Genomic DNA, 18,429 nt, shown 5'->3' on the forward strand with positions numbered 1-18,429 from the left:
AGTTATGTCAAAGTAAAAACTCCCATCTCCTTGAGAAATATCAACTGAATTATTTTGGGATAGTTCAAAGGACTGTAATGTTGGTGCCGTTGTATCTTCCTGACCACCGACAACTTCAATATCAGCATTAAGACCTAATTCTTGAAAATCTTCTTCATTTAAACTTAAGCTGTTACCTATCTCATCCTTAAGGTAAATAGCACGTAAGTTCCAAGTTCCAGTCTCTGAGAATTGTTCTATTTTTACTTCAAGATCTTCCCAGGAAAAGTCGCTATTAGGTGTATATTCCAAGCTACCAACTGCAAAAGATTGGTCCACCGTTATAGTTCCGGAGGGACTTTCCCAAACCACATACCCATAGTCAAACCCACTTAAATCTTCAGAAACAGTTATGTCAAAGTAAAAACTCCCATCTCCTTGAGAAATATCAACTGAATTATTTTGGGATAGTTCAAAGGACTGTAATGTTGGTGCCGTTATATCCTCTAACGCAAGTGGGTTAATTTTTAATGAAGCTGTCATTTCAGTAATGCCAGTTTTTATTTCTACTATTCCTGAAGCTTTATATGTTCCCCCATAGATATTAATATCATTAGTATGATCATTCCAACTTCCGATATGACTGGTGCTCCATGGAGTATTCTGTTGCGAGATTAAAACATTATCTGCAGCATATTGACCATCATCTTGCTCGTCATTCGGTTCTCCAGTGTTCCAACTTGTAAAATCTACGCTTGAACCATCAGACCAGACCCAGTTTCCTTCTTGGTCTTTATCGTTTAATCCAATCCATTTACCATTCTCACCATCATCCTGACTCAAAAATGTATTAACAATAAAATCTTGCTCTTCTTGGCTATTAATCGAGACTAAATTTCCCCCTAATTCTTTTGCTGCAGCTTGTGCTTCATCCCAAGTTGAGGGGCCAAGTTTTAAATAAATTGAATCTTCAAATCTAAAGAAAGGAATTTCTGCAATTCCAGAAATATTCCCATCACCATTATTGCTGACGTCATTCCAGGATCCGACTGGGAAAATATTATTTAATTGATTTCCATAGTTTGCCCAAATCATCCCATAATGTTCTGGATTATTGTAGCCTCCATTGCTAGGTTCGCTTGGATTCCAGTTTGTAAAGTCAACGCTTGAACCATCAGTCCATATCCAATTACCCTCTTGATCTTTATCAGTAAATCCAATCCATTTTCCATGATCGCCGTCATCTATAGATGCGAAAGCTTCATTAATAAAATCTTGCTCTATCTGACTATTAATAGAAACTAAATTACCGCCATAGTCTTCGCTTTTATTTTGAGCTTCCATCCATGTTGAATTTCCAAGCTCAAAATAGAAGCTTTTTCCTAGAATTTTCCCATTAAGAGATCCATCATTAGTTTCATAAGAAATCTCTACATCTCCATACCAATTTTCCTCGGGAGTATATGTCCAAGTAGCATTATTGTTGTAGAAAATTGTCCCTTTATTGACTGTTAGATTTTCAATAGTGAGTTCAGAACTATTTACTCCAGTAATAAGATCTGATTTGTTGAGTGTATAAGGCGTATTAATTAATCCATCACTTAATGAATTTTTGGCTACGGTTAATAAGTTCGATGAATTTTGTTCAATTAATTGCTCCTCACCGTCAATAGTGATAATTTTATAGTCGTTTTCGGAAAGAACCTCTTTCAATAAGTCACTGCTTAAATCTTTTTCAAGGATTTTTGCTGAAAATAAATAACCTTCATCTCCAGAGGTATCTTTAGAATTAACTTTAGAATCAATATGATGACCTAATTCTTCCGTAATAACTTCAAAAAAATTATATTGGCTTGTTTCTTCTATCCAATTTTCACTTACATAAATAGTTTCTTTAGAAGATGAGTATGCTGCAGTTTGAACTTGTGAGTCTGAATTAAGGAGTTTTATCTCTGGAAGCAACTCATAGGATAGTTGTTCTAATTGCCTGTTTAAATTATTGATATATTTATTTGATTCGTTTTCAGAAATAGCAGAAAAAATTGCAGCTTTAAATTTCCCATTTTTAGCAATTTTACTTAGGAAAGTATGCCAATTATCAACGTAGTCGTGAAAGTTATTCATGACTATATTTATAAGGATCTAGAAGGGAATAAATTTTCAAACAATCTAATCAATTTTATAATTTTTCAAGGCTAATTTTTGATTACGAGGACATATTTTATTAAATATGTAACAATTTGTAAATTACCTATTTTGATAGGTTTATTTTCTGCTAATAATTTATATTTTTTACGAAAAAAATACATAAATTAAATTAATTTTTCCTATGTAATTTTTGTGAATTTGTGTATATTTACTATTTAACTTAAAATAAAGAATAATCGTAATCGAATGAAATTTTATAGTCTTAAATAAGATAAGAAATGAATGAGATTTCTAAACAAAAGTTATTAAGTTGGGGCCTTTTAAAACAGGTATATAGAGAGGAAATTATTGATCAAAATATAAAGGATATACAAATTCCCAGTGATTTCAAAATGGAACCAATAGTAGAAAAATGGCTAATTAATTATGGTATAAAATCAAATGATCTTTTACAAATTTGGATGAAAGATAAGGGTTTTAATAATGAACAGTGGAAGAAATTTGTTTTGAGAGATTATAAATGGAGAAGGTGGTGCAGAGAAAAATTTGATAATGAATTACCTAGTTATTATTTAAAAAGAAAGCCTTTATTAGATCGAGTTACATATTCACTCATAAGAGTTAAAGATGAGGATTTGGCATTCGAGTTATTTATGAGAATTAATGAAGAAGAAGAAGAATTTAGTGATCTATCTAGTAGATACTCTGAGGGACCTGAAGCAAAATCTGGAGGCAAAATAGGTCCTGTCACTTTAAAGCAGACCCATCCCGTACTAGCAAAGATATTATTAATAAGTGAAGAATGTCAATTATGGCCTCCAAAAAAAATTGATAATTGGTGGATAATTGTCAGATTGGATAAGCTTATTAATACAGAATTAAACGAAGAAATTGCTTTGTATCTTACCTATGAGATGGGAGAGCAATTTCTTAAGAAAGAAACATCTTTTTCTGTCGAAGAAATTAATTTAATTAATAAAAATAATCAACTTAAATAGAAATGAAAAATAATTTATACAGTAGTTGGGAAGATTTACTAATAAATTTTGATAAAGACAAATTATCTTTTAGTAAAAATATCAAACTAATAAAGATTCCAATAGGAAAGAAATTTACAGATATTGGATCGTTACCATGTGGTGTTTTATTAGTTAAAAAAGGCAGGATAAGAGAAATTAGCTTTGATGAAAATGAGAAGCCTTTTACCACCAAAATTTATAATAAAGGAGAATTTGTAGGTTCAGAGCATTTATTAAGGGGAGAGAACTCAATAGCCCTTACTGCTTCATCTAATGTTGAAGGCACTTTATTAGAGGCGGAGGCCTTCATAAATTTTGCTATAAAAAATCCTAAATTTTTGGAATATTTTTCAACAGTTAGCACACAGGAAATTTTTTATTCTCTTAAAAAAGATTCTAAATTTACTGAAATGGAATATAAACAATTTCAAAATTATTTAGATAAAGTTAAATATCAAAAAAAAATAATAAACATTTATCCTGAGTCAAGTTTAGATGGTGGAATGAAGGGTAAATATCTTGTAAGTAGTTGTAATTTGAGAGATTATAAAATTGGACAAATTGTTCAAGAACCAAAGAATTTAGTAATAAAAGGAAAGCTTCCAGCAAGATTAATCCCTCTCACTTTTGATTTGCCTGAAAGTAAAAAAATAAAAATTTCTGAAACTTTTGTTAAGGATCAAATCTCTGATAAGAGATTACAAATAGAAGCACTTCAAGATATTTATGGTTCCAATCCTAAAACAGATATTTTCCCTGATTGTCGTGGAGAAGGAAAAATTGAGGAATTATTGGCTTTATTAAGAATGATATGTCGCTTTTATGAAATTCCTTTTAAAAAAGATTTTTTAAAAAAAATCCTCAAAAATCAACTAGAGGAATCTCAATTCTCATTAGATTTGTTGGCGGCAGTAATAAACTTAATTGGTTTAAAGACAATATTTCTTAATCCAGAGGATAAAGACCAGATTCTTAGAATCCCAACTCCTTCCATTTTTATAAAAAATCAAAAGCCTTTAATTATTTGGGAAATAGTGAACGATCAGCTTTTAATAGGTGATCCTAATTCAGGACAATCATATATGGAGACGGATGATTTAAGTAGTTCATTTAAAGATGGAATAAAAATTTTATATGCCGAGAGAACTCGAAGATCCCCAAAAAATAAATTTGGATTAGGTTGGTTTTGGCCATCTATTAAAAAACATAAGATTTCTCTGATTCAGGTAGTTATTGCCAGTTTCTTTGTTCAGCTTTTGGCACTTCTTAATCCCCTTTTAATTCAACAAATAATTGATGCCGTAATTTCTCAAGGCAATTTTTCTAGTCTCAATATCCTTGGAGGTTTATTGATTTTTTTAGCATTTGGACAAGCTATATTAGGTTCTTTAAGAACTTATCTTTTTTCAGATACTACAAATAGAATAGATATCTCTCTTGGTTCATCGATAATAAGTCATTTATTAAGATTGCCTTTAGATTACTTTGCTAAAAGGTCAGTAGGTGAAGTAAGCGGGAGAGTTGGAGAACTTGAGAAGATAAGGAGTTTTTTAACTGGAACTGCTCTTTCGGTATTATTAGATTCAATTTTTTCAGTAATATATATTGCGGTTTTATTATCATATTCTGTCCAATTAACAATCTGGGCACTTGGAGTCCTCCCTATCTTTGTTGCATTAACAATATTTATTTCTCCTGTTTTGAGAGATCAGCTTAGAAAAAAAGCAGAAGCTAGTGCAAAGGTTAATAGTCATATGGTTGAAAGTTTGAGCGGTATTGAAACTATCAAAGCTCAAAATATGGAACTATCAAGTGAGTGGAAATGGGAAAAAATGTATTCTATGCAGGTTAAAGAGGGTTTTAGAAACACAATTACGAATACAGCAGCTAGCTCTGCAAGTAATTTTCTTCAACAATTATCTGGCTTAATAATAATTTGGGCAGGTGCTGCAATGGTTCTTCAAGGGAAACTTACACTTGGACAACTTATTGCATTCAGGATTATTTCTAGTTACGTTACTAGTCCCCTTCTTAGGTTGGCAAGCTTGTGGCAGAGCTTTCAGGAGACTTCAATATCTTTGGAAAGGTTATCTGATATCGTAGACCATCCAGAGGAGATAGAAATAATGGGCGATAATTTGCCTCCGATGCCTCCAATTAATGGTGATATTGTCTATGAAAATGTAAACTTCAGATTCGGTTCTAATGGACCTTATCAACTTTTAAATATTAACTTAAAAATTAAAAAAAATTCTTTCATCGGATTTGTTGGAAGTAGTGGCTCAGGTAAAAGTACAGTTTTGAAACTTTTAACAAGATTATATGAGCCTAATTCTGGGTTTATAAAAATTGATAGTCATGATGTTTCTAAAGTTGATCTTTACTCTTTAAGAAATCAAATAGGAGTAGTTCCTCAAGATAGTATTCTTTTCGATGGGACTATTCAAGATAATATTTCTCTAACAAAACCTGAAGTCTCTTATGAAGAAGTAATCTGTGCTTCAAAGATTGCATGTGCTCATGAATTTATTGAAAAATTCCCGTCAGGTTATGCAAATTATGTTGGAGAAAGAGGGACTGGATTATCTGGAGGTCAAAGACAAAGGATTGCTATAGCAAGAGTAATACTTACAAAACCTAAGCTTTTAATTTTAGATGAAGCGACAAGTGCACTTGATGTTGACACTGAAAAAAGATTATTAAAAAATCTTCTTCAAAACTTTAAAGATACAACTATTTTATTTATAAGTCATAGGTTATCAAACCTTCGAAATGCAAATAATATTTTTGTGCTTGATGATGGAACAATAGTTGAAGAGGGTGATCATAGTGAGTTAATCAAACTTAATGGACGTTATGCAACTCTTTATAAACAACAAGAGGTTGAAATTTGATGATTAAGTTTAAAAAACTTTTAAAAAAAAGAATTGATTTTAGTCCTCAAGAGATGCGTTATAAATCCTCAACTTTTTGGGGTGTGACTCTTACATGGACAATTATTGGGTCATTTGGATTAAGTTTTATTTTTGCATGTTTTGCCAGAATTGATGAAGTCGTTACAACAAGAGGAGAATTACAACCATATGGTTCACTAAGACCTATTAAAATGCCCTTTTCTGCAAAGGTAGATGAAATCTTAATAAACGAAGGAGAGGAAGTGATAAAAAACCAAGTATTAATAAAGTTAGATACTGATATTTTTGAATCGAGAAGAAACAAATTAAATGTTGAAAGCAAATCACTAAGAGATATAATTTCAAATGAAAAGGAACTGCTAAAGAGAATTGAAAGTGTCATTGATGAAGGAGCTGTTTCTTATTTTGAATACATAAAACAAAAAAATAAGATAGAAGAATTAATTTCCAGAGAAAATCAGATAAATGAAGAATTAAAAGAAATTAATTATCAACTAGATAATTCTTTATTAAAGTCACCTTTAAATGGAAAAATTTTTAATTTAATAACATTTAGTCCTGGTTATGCTGGTTCTGCAGGAGAAACTTTATTAGAAGTAGTTCCAAATGGTCCACTTGAAGCTAAAGTAACATTTAATAATCCAGATGTTGGATTTATAAAAACAAATATGGATGCAGAAATAAGGGTTGATGCCTATCCGTTTACTCAATTTGGCTCTGTCAAAGGGAACTTAAGATTCATTAGCGAAGAATCATTAGACCCAGATCAATTAAATAATCAAATAAGATTTCCCGGATATGTTTCTTTATCTAATCAATATTTGATAAAGGATGAAAAAAAGTATCTTTTAAAATCAGGTCAAACTGTATCTGTAAACTTTATAGTTAGAGAAAAACCTTTGATCACTCTTCTTACCGATGTAATAGCAAATTCTTGGGATAGTCTAAGAGGTATAAAGACAGAGGGAAGTAGATAATTATTATTTATCTAAAGTTCAAAAGGTTCAACATCTTTTAATTTATTTTTTAATTGATTTGTTATTGCCTGACGAGAAATTGTAAGAAGCTTAAGGGTATCTTGATGCAGCCTTAATTGTGATTCACAGATTCTTAATCCTGTTAGATCATTTTTAATCTCATCGCTCAATGTATCTAAATTATATTTTTTTTCGTCAATGGTAATGTATTTTGGAGATTCGTTTTCTTGATCAGCCATTAGTCTTTTTGTACATTTACTTTATCTTAATAAAACATATTTAAACACTTAGTTCAATACTATTTTTTTAATTCAATTATCCGAAATTTACATTTTCTTGGAATAAACCAAATAAGTTGTTACCAACTATGGCAGCGATTATTAAAACGAAGGCAACTATGGCGAAAAGAGCACTAACATCTTTTATGTCATATGGTGCTTTAAATAAAGGTTTTTGGTCTGCCATTGTTATCTAATCTATAAATGAAATTGAATCATATTATTTTAATGCTTGTGAGAAGTATTAAGTTATTGTTTAGTCTAAGAATGGATAATAAAAAAGCCACTGAAAGTGGCTTTTTTTAATGGTTAAATAAACTAGCTTGTGTAAGCTTTTCCTCTATAAGTTAGTTCATTGTGCTGCTTTTTAGCTGCTTCTTTGTTCTGGACGTACTTTTGTCCTCTGTAAATTAGAGTCATTTTTTTAGCTCCGGTTTCGCTTAAGTCCCCGTTCCATGGCTTAAGTCGATTTGCGGCTTGCTATACGCAAGTTGAACGTTTTGGTAGCGGTTGCTACAAATTTATATTAACATCCATTAAAATTATTTGTCTAGGTTTTTAATAAATAAACTTAATATATTAATGATAGATTAGGTTTCTTATAAAAATATTTATCATAATCCCGGCTTAATTTGTCACAGGTTACATTTTGTTCGTTTTTGAGAAGTATTTTTTATTTAATGAACTTTTAAATGTAAAATTCTTAAGATTATAAAATTTGTTTTATGTTTTCTAGAAGCAAAAAACCTACAGTAAAAAAATCTGCAATAGTTGAAGAGACTCCATTATTTGCTCAATTATTACCATTCGCAAACAGAATGAATGATAAGGTCCAATTGGTAAATGCTTTGGCTTTTACTTTTATTATGGGATTCTCAATTTTTGGAATTGCTCTATGGAAACTATCAGGGCTGACCTAAATATTTTATTTTTGCAAAGCATCAATTTTAGATTCTTTGTTTTCAATTATGGTTATTAACCATCTAGAGGCTACCCCTCTTGATATTGATCTATTTTTTAGAAATCTACATATATATACATGTAGATTTTTTTCGTTTTTGGAGTTAAATTTCTCCTCAAAATCTAAGATATCCTCTTCTGATATTCTTTTTCTTAGCTCATCAACCAATGCATGACTGGAGGAATCATTAAACAAGTTCCCAATATTTAAGCTTAATGTCATAAATAATTTATGTCCCTATTTAAGAGGTAGCCATAAATTAAATTTTTAAAAACTAATTTATATCTTTTATTTACAAATTATTCAAAATTTAATCTTTTGGTTTAGCAAGAGGAAGCAAGCACTTATCTGAATCACAACCTGCTGGTCCTGCTTCAGATAGTTCTCCAACATCATATTTATTAAGAGCGTCAAAGAAATCGTTATTTACTTTCCTTTCTATTACTTTATTTTGTAATGATATATATTCCTCTTTACTTATTGGTTCAAAGGGTAATCTCGGGAAAGTAGCGTTAGCACTAAATCTAGCTAGTAATGCCGCAGAAATATATCCTTCATTATTTTCTATTGCATTATGAATAGCTTTTGCTAAATCCTCGATTTCATTTTCTCTAAATTCTACGGTTGCAGAGGTATTATGCTCTGTGTAAAATTTCTGCACTTGCATGTAAAAATCAAATTGAGCTAATGCTGAGAAATTATTGATGTCTATTTGGTCTGCGCCGTCTATATTTGCCCAACTAACTTCTGTAGGGATTTCAACTAACCATTCTGTACATCTTGGATCAAATGGATTATCGAGCAAGCAACCATTTTCATCTTTATCAGATTGAGATGGAACAACTGAGTAACCATAATCCATGCAGGCTAAAGCGATTGGGTCATTTTTCCTGAAAGTTATTCTTCTTATGAATCTTTGAGCCTTTGGAGGATGCCAACCTGGAGCTGCTCCAGTAAGAAGACTTTTAGTTCCAGCTGGTTGAACTGTTGTGCATCTATTTGGTCTCCTTAGATTATGCTTATCACAATATTCCCATACAGTTTCTTTTACTATTTTTCTCCAAGAATCCAAGAATTTAGCTTCCTTTTCTTTGAAGGCCTTCCCTTCTTCGCTATTTGGCCTTCCTGCTTCCCACCATTTCAACCATGGCGTCCCAAAGGCATGGACACAAAAATCAAATAATCCAGTGAAACTTACTCCTACGATAGGATCATATTCCCTACTTTTTCTGTAACGCTCAACTTCAAATTCATGATTAAGTAAGCATGCTACAGAAAGAGCGGCTGCTTTAAAAGCTTTTTTTTGCTCTTCAAAATTTCCTGGATCAATCTGATTTAAATGAACTTCAGCCAAATTGCAATGAAAATCATTTCCCAAGATCTCCCCACAAGGGTTAAGTCCATATCGGCTCATCCTGTGGTCTAACTCTTCTTCTGAAAAAGGACCATAACTACTATTTATCCAATTTCTCGCTTCATCCTTACCTTGCTCTGAATAGATTTCAATAAATTCCTTTCTTAATTCATCATTATTGAGAATATCTGCATTTGACCTTGCGATTGCTTCAGGAGCAAATTGAATAGCCCCCTCACCTGAATGGAATTGTTTTATTACAGCATCCAAAATAGTTTGGTAAGTGGGCTTCGTATGGTAAACCCTAGTATGATTAGCCATCCTGAGAGCATCTTTTTCAGGATCTATTCTCCAATTGCCATTCTCATCTTGACTCCATAAATTTTCTTTTGCCGATGCTGCCTCCTTATCATCTGAAGCAAATTGTCTCATTCCAGCACTTCTTCTTATATTCCCGGCAACTATGGTTACTGCAGCTTCATCAATTAGTAAACAACATTCTACTGTACTTAATTTCCTGCCAATTGCCTTACCAAGAAGTGATGCGACTCTAGAGTATAGATCTTTCAATTTGATGGGATTTGCCATGCCACCAAAACCTTTTAATGATTCTCCTGCAGGTCTAATATCTTCCAAATTAATGTAAACATCAATTTCTCTTTCAAGACTTTCGTTACTTGATGCCTCAAGAAGATATTTATAACTATCTACCCAGCCTCTTCTGCTGTCTCCAACTTTGATATGAAGATCTTTTCCTTTGATTTCTAATGATGATTTTTCATCTCTTTGATCTTTAGGAGTTATTCCAACTTCACTAACTGATTTAATATTTATTTTGTTTATTACAGTAGGTAGATTTTTTATAAAATGAGGCTCAATTATTGCACCTGTTCCACATCCCATCATTGCTAAGTCCATCATTAAAGCGAAGGCTTCCCAATCAATTAAATTTGTTGATGTACAGTTGTATGCCCCAGAGTAATTTTGGTTTTTATTAATCCAAGGAGTTCCTCCAATCCATAGCCATCTCCCTGAAGGTTGGGCTTTTTGGTTGCCTTGCATCTCTCTCATTAGGGTTAATTCTTCATCAGAAAGTTTCCCTAGTTCTTTTAATCCCGATAAATTTCTTTCACCTACTTCACTCCAGTTCTCCCTTTTGCCAGAGGTAGTTTTCCTACTGTAAGATCTGAAAAAAACAGGATAAGCAGCTGGCGCATTCTTTGGAAAATCATCTTTTTTAAGATTATTAGAATTGCTCTCTGAAGGAGCTTTATTTGGTGCAACAGTCACGATAAAAAAAACGTATGTAAATAACCCGTACTGGAAGAATAACTCTACCTGTGGCGTCTGCAACCATTCTTACCACTATTTAACGGTTTGTGTAGAATTATGTTTAATATGAAATCTTTGTTTCAAGAAAGGATATGGAAAGAATCCCTGAACCTGAATTAATGGAAGAAAAAGAGCAGGTCATTTCTTATGACGAAGCTGATTTTTCAGAAGGTGAATTTAATCTAATTAATCAAATAAATCATTATCTTTTGAGAAAAAATATTTCTTTAGGTGAAAAAGATTTAATAGTTGACTTAGGATGCGGTCCAGGAAATATTTCTGAGAAGTTAGCAATAAGATGGCCTAATACTGAAGTGGTTGGAATAGATGGTTCTAAAGAGATGATTTTGAGAGCAGAATATAATAAAAATATTTCTTCTAAACAGAAAATATTAAAAAATTTACGCTATGTTTGTGCTGATATTAAAGACATAAAATCAAATAATTTCACTTTTAAAAAAATTAGTTTGCTTGTAAGCAACAGTTTGATTCACCACATTACCAATCTTGAAGATTTCTTCAACACCATAAGAATTTTGTCTAGCAATATCACTGTAAATTTTCACAAGGACTTAAAAAGGCCATTAGATGAAAAGTCTGCTTTAGAACTCAAAGCAAAATGTTCAAAAAAATATAATGAGATTTTAACAAATGATTATTATGCATCTTTAAGAGCTTCTTATACTTTTAACGAGTTAAAAAATTTCACTTTAGAGAATGATCTATCCTCTTTAGATGTGTTTGAAGAAGGTGATAATTATTTAATAGTCTATGGTAATGTTTAAGAATTAAGTGATAGCACCTTATATTGTATAAATGAGCTCAAGTACTAAAATTCTAAATAATAAAGACATACTGGAAGCGGTAAATAAAAGAAGAAATTTTGCAATTATTTCACATCCAGATGCCGGTAAAACAACTCTTACTGAGAAGCTTCTTTTATATGGAGGTGCCATTCAACAGGCAGGAGCAGTAAAGGCTAGAGGTAATCAGAGAAAAGCAACCTCAGATTGGATGGAACTTGAGAAACAAAGAGGTATTTCTATTACATCAACTGTATTGCAATTTAAATATGAAAAATCAGTAATCAATCTTTTAGATACACCAGGACACCAAGATTTCTCCGAAGATACTTATAGAACATTAGCTGCTGCTGATAATGCAGTTATGTTGGAAGATGCGGCTAAAGGACTAGAACCTCAAACTAGAAAATTGTTTGAAGTTTGCAAGATGCGAAAAATACCAATATTTACTTTTATAAATAAAATGGATAGACCAGGAAGAGAGCCATTTTCTTTACTTGATGAAATTGAATCAGAACTTGGATTAAACACTTTACCGATTAATTGGCCAATTGGGAGTGGAGAGGAATTTAGAGGGGTTATCGATAGATTTTCGAGAGAGGTGATTTTATTTGATAAAGCCGTGAGAGGGAAACAATCGAATGAGAAAAGATTAAGTCTTGAAGATAAAGAGCTATCAAAATATGTAGAGCGAGATTTACTCGAAAACTCACTTGAAGAATTGGAGGTTCTTGATGAGGCAGGATCTAAATTTGAAAAAGAAAAAGTTTTTAATGGCTCTTTAACCCCAGTTTTCTTTGGATCTGCTATGACTAATTTTGGTGTAAGACCATTTTTAGATAGTTTTTTAAAAATGGCACAAAAACCAACTTCAAGAAATAGTAATAAAGGGGATATTGAACCTGCAAGCGATGAATTTAGTGGGTTTGTTTTTAAGCTTCAGGCAAATATGGATCCAAAGCATAGAGATAGGGTTGCTTTTATAAGAGTTTGTAGCGGAAAATTTGAAAAGGACATGTCAGTTAAACATTCCAGAACTGGGAAAACAATCAGATTATCAAGACCTCAAAAAATATTTGGGCAAGACAGAGAAGTGGTTGATGATGCCTATCCTGGAGATGTTATTGGCTTGAATAATCCAGGAATGTTTTCTATTGGAGATACTCTTTATACTGGTACTCATCTGGAGTATGAAGGTATACCATCCTTTAGTCCTGAAATATTCAGCTGGCTAAGAAACCCAAATCCCTCAGCATTTAAAAACTTTAGAAAGGGTGTCAATGAACTTCGAGAAGAAGGGGCTGTTCAGATTCTTTATGACTTTGATGAGAGCAAAAGAGACCCCATACTCGCAGCTGTTGGTCAATTGCAGTTGGAGGTAGTAACTCACAGATTAAAAAGTGAATATGGTGTAGATTCAAATCTTGAAGCAATGCCATATCAATTAGCTAGATGGATTTCTGATGGATGGCCAGCCATTGAAAAACTAAGCAGAATATTTAATTGTAAAATAGTTAAAGATTGTTGGAATAGGCCAGTTATTCTTTTCAAAAATGAGTGGAATCTAAATCAATTTGTTGAAGATAATAATCAATTAAATTTAAACAAAGTTGCTCCCGTTGTTAGTGGAGTCGAACCAATTGTTTTATAAAGTCTTAATGGATTATAAAATTAGTTAATCTGTTAGTATTGGTAAAAAATTTTGGATTCAAACAGTAGTAAAAACAATAACGAAAAATCACCTTATGAAATTTTAGGTGTAAAACAAGGTGCTGCTTTTGAGGATATTCAGAAGGCTAGAGATATTAAAGTTAAAGAGGCTGGTGAAGATTTAATTTTAAAAGCGAAAATAGAATCTTCCTTTGATCAATTACTCATGGGGAGTTTGAAAGCCAGGCAATCAGGGAATGTAAGCTATGAAGCTGTGAGTGCCTCAAAAAAAGAAAAACAAATTAATCAATTTACCAATAATAATTTCCCACTGCTTTCTAAGATAAAAAATTTAAATAATAATTCTAAGAACTCCAGCCAGTATAGTCTTCCAAAAATAACCACCCCCTCCTTTGATAATCTTTCAATAAAAATATCTGTTGGGTTATTGTTTTTAATTTTGTTATGTATCAGTCCAGACTCTAATAATAGACTTTTACTCTCTATCTCAACATTAATACTTACCTATACTCAAATTAAATCGGGCAAAAGATTTATAGGTTCTCTGGGTTGGAGTGTCACCTTTCTCTCGATAGGATTAATATTTGGCGGATTACTTGAAAATAATTCTTTCATTCAGGAAGTATCAAACAACTCCTTATCAATACAAAAAATTCAAAGTATTCCAGCCATGATTATTTTATGGCTAGGCGTAATTTTTTTATGATTGATTTTCTATCATCGATTTAATTTCCTCATAATTTATAAGATATTTATTCTTACAAAATTCACAAATCAACTCTGCTTTGCCATCTTCCTTGAGGATGTCATCCAACTCTCTCTTATCAAGCATTTTCATCGCATTTAAACTTCTTTGTTTGGAACACTTGCATTTAAAACTAACTTCTTGGGAACGAGCTTTTTCAGAGATTGATTTATCGTCAATATCGGGAAATATATTTCTAATTAACGAAAGAAGATTATCTTTTGACTTAAAAAGGTCTTCGCTGAAGGAATTAATTTCTTTACACCTTTCTTCAAGTAGTGATACAAGTAAAGGGTCAGTATCTTTTTTAGGTAGAACTTGAGCTAATAAACCACCACTACAAATAACACTTTTATTTTGAATTTTTTCTCCAATAAATACAGCAGAGGGAGTTTGCTCTGAATGATATAAATATGAAGCTAAGTCTTCAGCAATGTTTCCATTTACTAATTCAACAGTGCTTGTAAAGGGTTCTCCAAATCCACTATCTCTAATTACATTTAAATATCCTGTACCTAATGCTTTTGTAAAATCAAAAGAATATTTATTGTTGCCTATTTTGACTAGGTCTAATTCTAAATTAGGATTCCCTACATAACCCCTAACTTTTCCATCTCTACCTGCATCAACTAGTAATCCTTTTAAAGGCCCGTCAGATCTAACTCTTAAAGTAACTCTCCCATGCATTATCTTCATTGAGCTTGCTAAAAGCAGTGAAGCACTAAATGCTCTCCCTAAGATACAGGTGGTTAAATAAGAAAGGCCGTGTCTTTTTTTTGCTTCTAAAGAAGATTCTGTTGTTAAGACCGCAACTAATCTTATTCCTCCATTGGCTGCAGTAGCCCGAACTATCCTATCCTGCATGATTTTCTTTCATGAAATTTTTGATTTTCCCTTTTTCCAAGAATAATATCCTAGAAGGAATTCCCTCAAATAAGGCAGGTTCATGAGTAACAATAATAATTGTATTTTTATTTTTTAAATCAAGAATTAAATTCTTCACATCCTTTCTCATTAAATAGTCTAATCCAGCAGTTGGTTCATCAAGTAAAAGAATTGAGGGGTTTCTAAGTAGTTGAACTGCCACAGCTAACCGCCTTTGTTGTCCGCCACTTAGCTGTTCTGGTGGTTGAGTCAGATTAATTTTTTTCAAACCAACTTTATTTAAAACTATTTCTATATTTTTTTCTCTTAAAGATTTATGGCCTATTTTTAATTCTTTCCCAATGGTTGTACCTATAAAGTACCTTTCAGGAAATTGGAATACTACTCCACAAAACCATCTTCTTTGTCTAGAAGACAAAATTTTATTCTTCCAAGTAATTTTTCCTTTTTGTGGATTTGTTAATCCGCTTATTATTTCGAGTAGTGTTGTTTTCCCAGAACCACTATTGCCGCAAATTAAAATGATTTCATTTTCATGAACTTTTAAATTTAAATTGTCAATTATTTTTCTTTCACCAGTTTGGGGTTGATAAGATATTTCTTTTAAATCAAGCATTATTAATTAAGTTATAGGTATGAATTTGAATCTAGTAATAACTTACTTATAATAGCTGTAGATCTAAAAAGATATTAGTCTATATGAATATTATTTTTAGGGAAGTTGATCCTTTTAATTGCTGGATATGGATCAGGTTTTCAGAATCACCAACTCAAGATGAAAAAAATTATTTAGATGGTGTTTTTGATAGTTGGTACGTTTTAGGAAGGTTAGGTGGATTTAATTCTGAAAATTTGCAAACTCATGAAGAGGGTTCCGATCTAAGTTGGATGCCCTACGATAATGAACAAAAAAATGAATCTCTTCCAGCCTTAATGCATAATTTAGGAATTATGGAATATCAAAACCTGTGGGGAAGATGTTGGGTTGATTTTGGAACTTCAGACTCCATTTCAATAGATATATTAATTAATTCTTTGAATGAGATATCAAATAATTATGTAAAAATTGAAGAGTTAATAATTGGGGGTGAAAATAATGATTGGGCAATTGAAGAACATGAAGATTTAGTTTTCAAAGATTAAGTGTTTTATGGAAGACTTAACAAGATTAATTATTTCCCATGAGAGAATTGAAAATATTAAGAACAAAAACTTAGAACTTTCTAAAGAAGAGGCTCATTATTTAAATAAAGTAATGAGGATAAAAAATGGTAAAGAAATATTTATTGGTAACGGAGAGGGTTCATTATGGAAAGCTATAAAAGTTAAAAATGATTGTTTAGAAATAATTCAATTAAAAAAACCTTACTTATTTCAAGAACAAGAAATTTTCTTATTAGGTATAGCTGTTGTTATACCAAAAAGTGGGTTTGAGGATATTTTAAAAATGTGTACTGAAATAGGAATTGATTTTATACAGCCATTATTTTCAGAAAGACAGGTCAACAAAAATTTAAATTTTTCTAGAAAACTTTTGAGATGGAATTTAATTATCAAAGAAGCGGTTGAGCAAAGTGAGAGATTATGGAAACCATCTATTTTAAATGGAATTGATATTTTTGAATGGCTAAAAAGTAGAGATAATCAAGAAAGAGTTTCAATTTCTATAACTAGAGAAGAAACACTATATGACTTAAATCAATGGTTAAGAAAACAAAAAGAATTTGGAAATAAGAAAGGAGGTATTTTTTGGAATGTAATTGGTCCTGAAGGAGGTTGGTCCTCTAAAGAAATTGATTTTTTTAATAGAAAAAATATTACCTTTGTTAAACTTTCCGACACTATCTTAAGAACTTCGACAGCTAGTATTAACGCATCATCAATTCTAAATCAGTGGAGAATTGATTTGAAATTAAAGAATTAGATAAATATGGATTTAATTAGAAATCAATTTTTTATAGGTTTTTGCATTAATTTTATTTTGATTTATATATTTTGCAGGATTCCTTTGATGACGAAAAGTGGTTGGGTAAGTGCAGGCATCTTAGGCACAATTTTGTGGGGATGTTTGTCTTGGCAGGGATGGATGTCAGTTGTAATTTATTTATTATTTGGATCCCTCGTTACCAAAATAGGTTTTAAATTTAAAAAAGCACAAGGAATTGCTGAAAAAAGAGGCGGGAGGAGAGGTCCTGAGAATGTATGGGGCTCAGCAGCTACAGGATTATTTCTTGCCATCATGACCAAATTTAATGCTGCCAATGTAGTGATGTTTAAAGTAGGTTTTGCTGCAAGTTTTGCTGCAAAGTTGGCGGATACTTTTGGTAGCGAAATTGGAAAAAGATTTGGTAAAGACACATACTTAATTACTTCACTTAAAAAGGTGGATAGGGGAACTGAGGGAGGAATAAGTATAGAAGGAACATTAGCTAGTGTTCTGGGATCAATATTTATGTCTTTTATAATGCTTCGTCTATCAATTATTTCTACAAAATATCATTTTATAGTAGTTGTAGTTTCTGGATTCTTGGCAACACTTTCGGAAAGTATTATTGGTGCTAAATTTCAAAACAAATATAAATTAAGTAATGAATTGGTAAATGCTATTCAGACAAGTATTGCTTCTGTTTTTGCTATCTTTGCTCTTATTTTATATTCATATTTTTTAAATTAATAATTTTTGGAAAGACCTAAGATCCCTTCCATTTTGTAAGAATCTCCCAGCTTTTAAGTCTTTGGAAAAGCCAGAAATGACCTTCGGAATTTAGATGAATTCCATCATGCGTAATCCAATTTTTACTCCTTTTATCAGAGTACATTTCTCTAAAAGTAGGAAGAAATGGGACATTCTGATTGAGGCATACTTCCTCCATTCTCCTTTCATAAGAATTACAAAAATCATTTGAGTACCATAGACATCCTGCGAACGGCATTTTGCTTTCGTCAACTGGTGTCAAACCAATAACAAATAAATTTGTTTGAGAGTTCATTTCATTAATTAGCCTCTCTAATCCATATTCAAATCCATCTATATCTAATTGATGTCTTCCATTTATCTGACCAATTGCTGCAGTGTCGTTAAGACCTACATTTAGTAGGATTGCTTTAGGTTTATTTCTTCTCGTTTCTCCTCTAGATGACCATTCTTTTTCCCATCTAGATGAAACTTTTTCTATCCCATCTCCCCTAACGCCAAGTTGATAAATAACTGGCCCATTTTGGTTATTACCCCAATCTTTTCTAAGCCTCTCACACCATCCACCACCCTCATTATCTCCCCATCCATAAACTGAGCTATCTCCAATTACAACAAGCTGTTTTGGTAAACTAATCACTATCACCGAAAAAAATAATTACTTGAT

19 protein-coding genes are annotated in these 18,429 nt (G+C 31.8%); 10 read left to right on the forward strand and 9 right to left on the reverse strand.

Features of this window, described 5'->3' with window-relative positions; all coding sequences use genetic code 11:
• A partial coding sequence (locus tag HA148_RS03410) for a lectin-like protein (RefSeq protein ID WP_209130250.1) occupies positions 1–2,103 on the reverse strand: 2,103 nt, incomplete at its 3' end.
• A 302-nt stretch (positions 2,104–2,405) separates the two neighbouring features.
• Here HA148_RS03410 and HA148_RS03415 point away from each other — a divergent pair.
• From HA148_RS03415 to HA148_RS03425, 3 genes are read left to right on the forward strand one after another with little or no spacing between them, the layout of a single operon-like run.
• Complete coding sequence (locus HA148_RS03415) at positions 2,406–3,125, forward strand: peptidylprolyl isomerase (RefSeq protein WP_209130252.1); 720 nt, start codon at positions 2,406–2,408, stop codon at positions 3,123–3,125.
• 2 nt (positions 3,126–3,127) lie between these two features.
• On the forward strand, positions 3,128–6,040 hold the full coding sequence (locus HA148_RS03420; protein ID WP_209130254.1) for an ABC transporter transmembrane domain-containing protein: 2,913 nt from the start codon (positions 3,128–3,130) through the stop codon (positions 6,038–6,040).
• Positions 6,040–7,038, forward strand: a complete 999-nt coding sequence (locus HA148_RS03425) for an HlyD family efflux transporter periplasmic adaptor subunit (protein WP_209130256.1) — start codon at positions 6,040–6,042, stop codon at positions 7,036–7,038. The genes HA148_RS03420 and HA148_RS03425 overlap by 1 nt, the downstream gene beginning before the upstream one ends.
• Before the next feature lie 11 nt (positions 7,039–7,049).
• Here the strand turns inward: HA148_RS03425 and HA148_RS03430 are convergent, their stop codons facing one another.
• From HA148_RS03430 to HA148_RS03440, 3 genes are all read right to left on the reverse strand, one after another.
• Entirely contained in the window at positions 7,050–7,277 is a 228-nt protein-coding gene (locus tag HA148_RS03430; protein ID WP_209130258.1) for a DUF6447 family protein, read from the reverse strand.
• A 76-nt stretch (positions 7,278–7,353) separates the two neighbouring features.
• Positions 7,354–7,503, reverse strand: coding sequence for a hypothetical protein (locus HA148_RS03435; protein ID WP_179850896.1), 150 nt, complete (start codon positions 7,501–7,503; stop codon positions 7,354–7,356).
• Positions 7,504–7,634: 131 nt separating this feature from the next.
• Positions 7,635–7,736, reverse strand: a complete 102-nt coding sequence (locus tag HA148_RS03440; protein ID WP_011862700.1) for a DUF4278 domain-containing protein — start codon at positions 7,734–7,736, stop codon at positions 7,635–7,637.
• 305 nt (positions 7,737–8,041) lie between these two features.
• Between HA148_RS03440 and HA148_RS03445 the strand changes: the two genes are divergently transcribed.
• The gene (locus HA148_RS03445) at positions 8,042–8,236 is read left to right on the forward strand and encodes a hypothetical protein (protein WP_011818162.1); all 195 of its coding nucleotides are present in this window, start codon (positions 8,042–8,044) and stop codon (positions 8,234–8,236) included.
• 5 nt (positions 8,237–8,241) lie between these two features.
• Here the strand turns inward: HA148_RS03445 and HA148_RS03450 are convergent, their stop codons facing one another.
• Both HA148_RS03450 and nrdJ read right to left on the reverse strand, forming a co-directional pair.
• Positions 8,242–8,499: an RNA recognition motif-containing protein gene (locus tag HA148_RS03450; RefSeq protein WP_209130260.1), complete on the reverse strand. Its 258-nt coding sequence runs from the start codon at positions 8,497–8,499 to the stop codon at positions 8,242–8,244.
• Between the two features lie 88 nt (positions 8,500–8,587).
• Entirely contained in the window at positions 8,588–10,921 is a 2,334-nt protein-coding gene (nrdJ, locus tag HA148_RS03455; RefSeq protein WP_209130262.1) for a ribonucleoside-triphosphate reductase, adenosylcobalamin-dependent, read from the reverse strand.
• A gap of 134 nt (positions 10,922–11,055) precedes the next feature.
• Between nrdJ and HA148_RS03460 the strand changes: the two genes are divergently transcribed.
• Genes HA148_RS03460 through HA148_RS03470 form a run of 3 tightly spaced genes read left to right on the forward strand, consistent with a single transcriptional unit; the run spans position 11,056 to position 14,143 of the window.
• The gene (locus HA148_RS03460; RefSeq protein ID WP_209130264.1) at positions 11,056–11,748 is read left to right on the forward strand and encodes a class I SAM-dependent methyltransferase; all 693 of its coding nucleotides are present in this window, start codon (positions 11,056–11,058) and stop codon (positions 11,746–11,748) included.
• A gap of 31 nt (positions 11,749–11,779) precedes the next feature.
• The gene (locus tag HA148_RS03465; protein WP_209130266.1) at positions 11,780–13,417 is read left to right on the forward strand and encodes a peptide chain release factor 3; all 1,638 of its coding nucleotides are present in this window, start codon (positions 11,780–11,782) and stop codon (positions 13,415–13,417) included.
• Positions 13,418–13,468: 51 nt separating this feature from the next.
• Positions 13,469–14,143: a CPP1-like family protein gene (locus HA148_RS03470; RefSeq protein WP_209130268.1), complete on the forward strand. Its 675-nt coding sequence runs from the start codon at positions 13,469–13,471 to the stop codon at positions 14,141–14,143.
• Here HA148_RS03470 and hslO read toward each other — a convergent pair.
• Positions 14,138–15,046 (reverse strand): Hsp33 family molecular chaperone HslO, encoded by a 909-nt coding sequence (gene hslO / locus HA148_RS03475; protein WP_209130271.1) that lies wholly within the window; start codon positions 15,044–15,046, stop codon positions 14,138–14,140. The two genes, HA148_RS03470 and hslO, sit on opposite strands and share 6 nt — an antisense overlap.
• Positions 15,036–15,683, reverse strand: a complete 648-nt coding sequence (locus tag HA148_RS03480) for an ABC transporter ATP-binding protein (RefSeq protein WP_209130273.1) — start codon at positions 15,681–15,683, stop codon at positions 15,036–15,038. The genes hslO and HA148_RS03480 overlap by 11 nt, the downstream gene beginning before the upstream one ends.
• 83 nt (positions 15,684–15,766) lie before the next feature.
• Here HA148_RS03480 and HA148_RS03485 point away from each other — a divergent pair, with 83 nt between their 5' ends.
• Genes HA148_RS03485 through HA148_RS03495 form a run of 3 tightly spaced genes read left to right on the forward strand, consistent with a single transcriptional unit; the run spans position 15,767 to position 17,741 of the window.
• Positions 15,767–16,210 carry a DUF3531 family protein gene (locus HA148_RS03485; RefSeq protein WP_209130275.1) on the forward strand — a complete coding sequence of 148 codons (444 nt, stop codon included), beginning with the start codon at positions 15,767–15,769 and terminating at the stop codon, positions 16,208–16,210.
• 7 nt (positions 16,211–16,217) lie between these two features.
• Positions 16,218–16,991, forward strand: coding sequence for a 16S rRNA (uracil(1498)-N(3))-methyltransferase (locus HA148_RS03490; RefSeq protein ID WP_209130277.1), 774 nt, complete (start codon positions 16,218–16,220; stop codon positions 16,989–16,991).
• A 6-nt stretch (positions 16,992–16,997) separates the two neighbouring features.
• Positions 16,998–17,741, forward strand: coding sequence for a TIGR00297 family protein (locus tag HA148_RS03495; RefSeq protein WP_209130279.1), 744 nt, complete (start codon positions 16,998–17,000; stop codon positions 17,739–17,741).
• Positions 17,742–17,757: 16 nt separating this feature from the next.
• On the opposite strand, the gene HA148_RS03500 is transcribed toward HA148_RS03495, so the two are convergent.
• Entirely contained in the window at positions 17,758–18,402 is a 645-nt protein-coding gene (locus tag HA148_RS03500) for a GDSL-type esterase/lipase family protein (RefSeq protein WP_079317603.1), read from the reverse strand.
• Between the last annotated feature and the right edge of the window lie 27 nt (positions 18,403–18,429).

Source organism: Prochlorococcus marinus XMU1405 (genome assembly GCF_017696275.1).
In the GTDB taxonomy this organism is placed as follows: Bacteria; Cyanobacteriota; Cyanobacteriia; order PCC-6307; family Cyanobiaceae; genus Prochlorococcus_A; species Prochlorococcus_A marinus_AB.

Coding starts and splice junctions, on each gene's coding strand:
- HA148_RS03415 (WP_209130252.1), top strand. CDS start 2,406: ATGAATGAGATTTCTAAACAAAAGTTATTAAGTTGGGGCCTTTTAAAA.
- HA148_RS03420 (WP_209130254.1), top strand. CDS start 3,128: ATGAAAAATAATTTATACAGTAGTTGGGAAGATTTACTAATAAATTTT.
- HA148_RS03425 (WP_209130256.1), top strand. CDS start 6,040: ATGATTAAGTTTAAAAAACTTTTAAAAAAAAGAATTGATTTTAGTCCT.
- HA148_RS03430 (WP_209130258.1), bottom strand. CDS start 7,277: ATGGCTGATCAAGAAAACGAATCTCCAAAATACATTACCATTGACGAA.
- HA148_RS03435 (WP_179850896.1), bottom strand. CDS start 7,503: ATGGCAGACCAAAAACCTTTATTTAAAGCACCATATGACATAAAAGAT.
- HA148_RS03440 (WP_011862700.1), bottom strand. CDS start 7,736: ATGACTCTAATTTACAGAGGACAAAAGTACGTCCAGAACAAAGAAGCA.
- HA148_RS03445 (WP_011818162.1), top strand. CDS start 8,042: ATGTTTTCTAGAAGCAAAAAACCTACAGTAAAAAAATCTGCAATAGTT.
- HA148_RS03450 (WP_209130260.1), bottom strand. CDS start 8,499: ATGACATTAAGCTTAAATATTGGGAACTTGTTTAATGATTCCTCCAGT.
- HA148_RS03460 (WP_209130264.1), top strand. CDS start 11,056: ATGGAAAGAATCCCTGAACCTGAATTAATGGAAGAAAAAGAGCAGGTC.
- HA148_RS03465 (WP_209130266.1), top strand. CDS start 11,780: ATGAGCTCAAGTACTAAAATTCTAAATAATAAAGACATACTGGAAGCG.
- hslO (WP_209130271.1), bottom strand. CDS start 15,046: ATGCAGGATAGGATAGTTCGGGCTACTGCAGCCAATGGAGGAATAAGA.
- HA148_RS03480 (WP_209130273.1), bottom strand. CDS start 15,683: ATGCTTGATTTAAAAGAAATATCTTATCAACCCCAAACTGGTGAAAGA.
- HA148_RS03485 (WP_209130275.1), top strand. CDS start 15,767: ATGAATATTATTTTTAGGGAAGTTGATCCTTTTAATTGCTGGATATGG.
- HA148_RS03490 (WP_209130277.1), top strand. CDS start 16,218: ATGGAAGACTTAACAAGATTAATTATTTCCCATGAGAGAATTGAAAAT.
- HA148_RS03495 (WP_209130279.1), top strand. CDS start 16,998: ATGGATTTAATTAGAAATCAATTTTTTATAGGTTTTTGCATTAATTTT.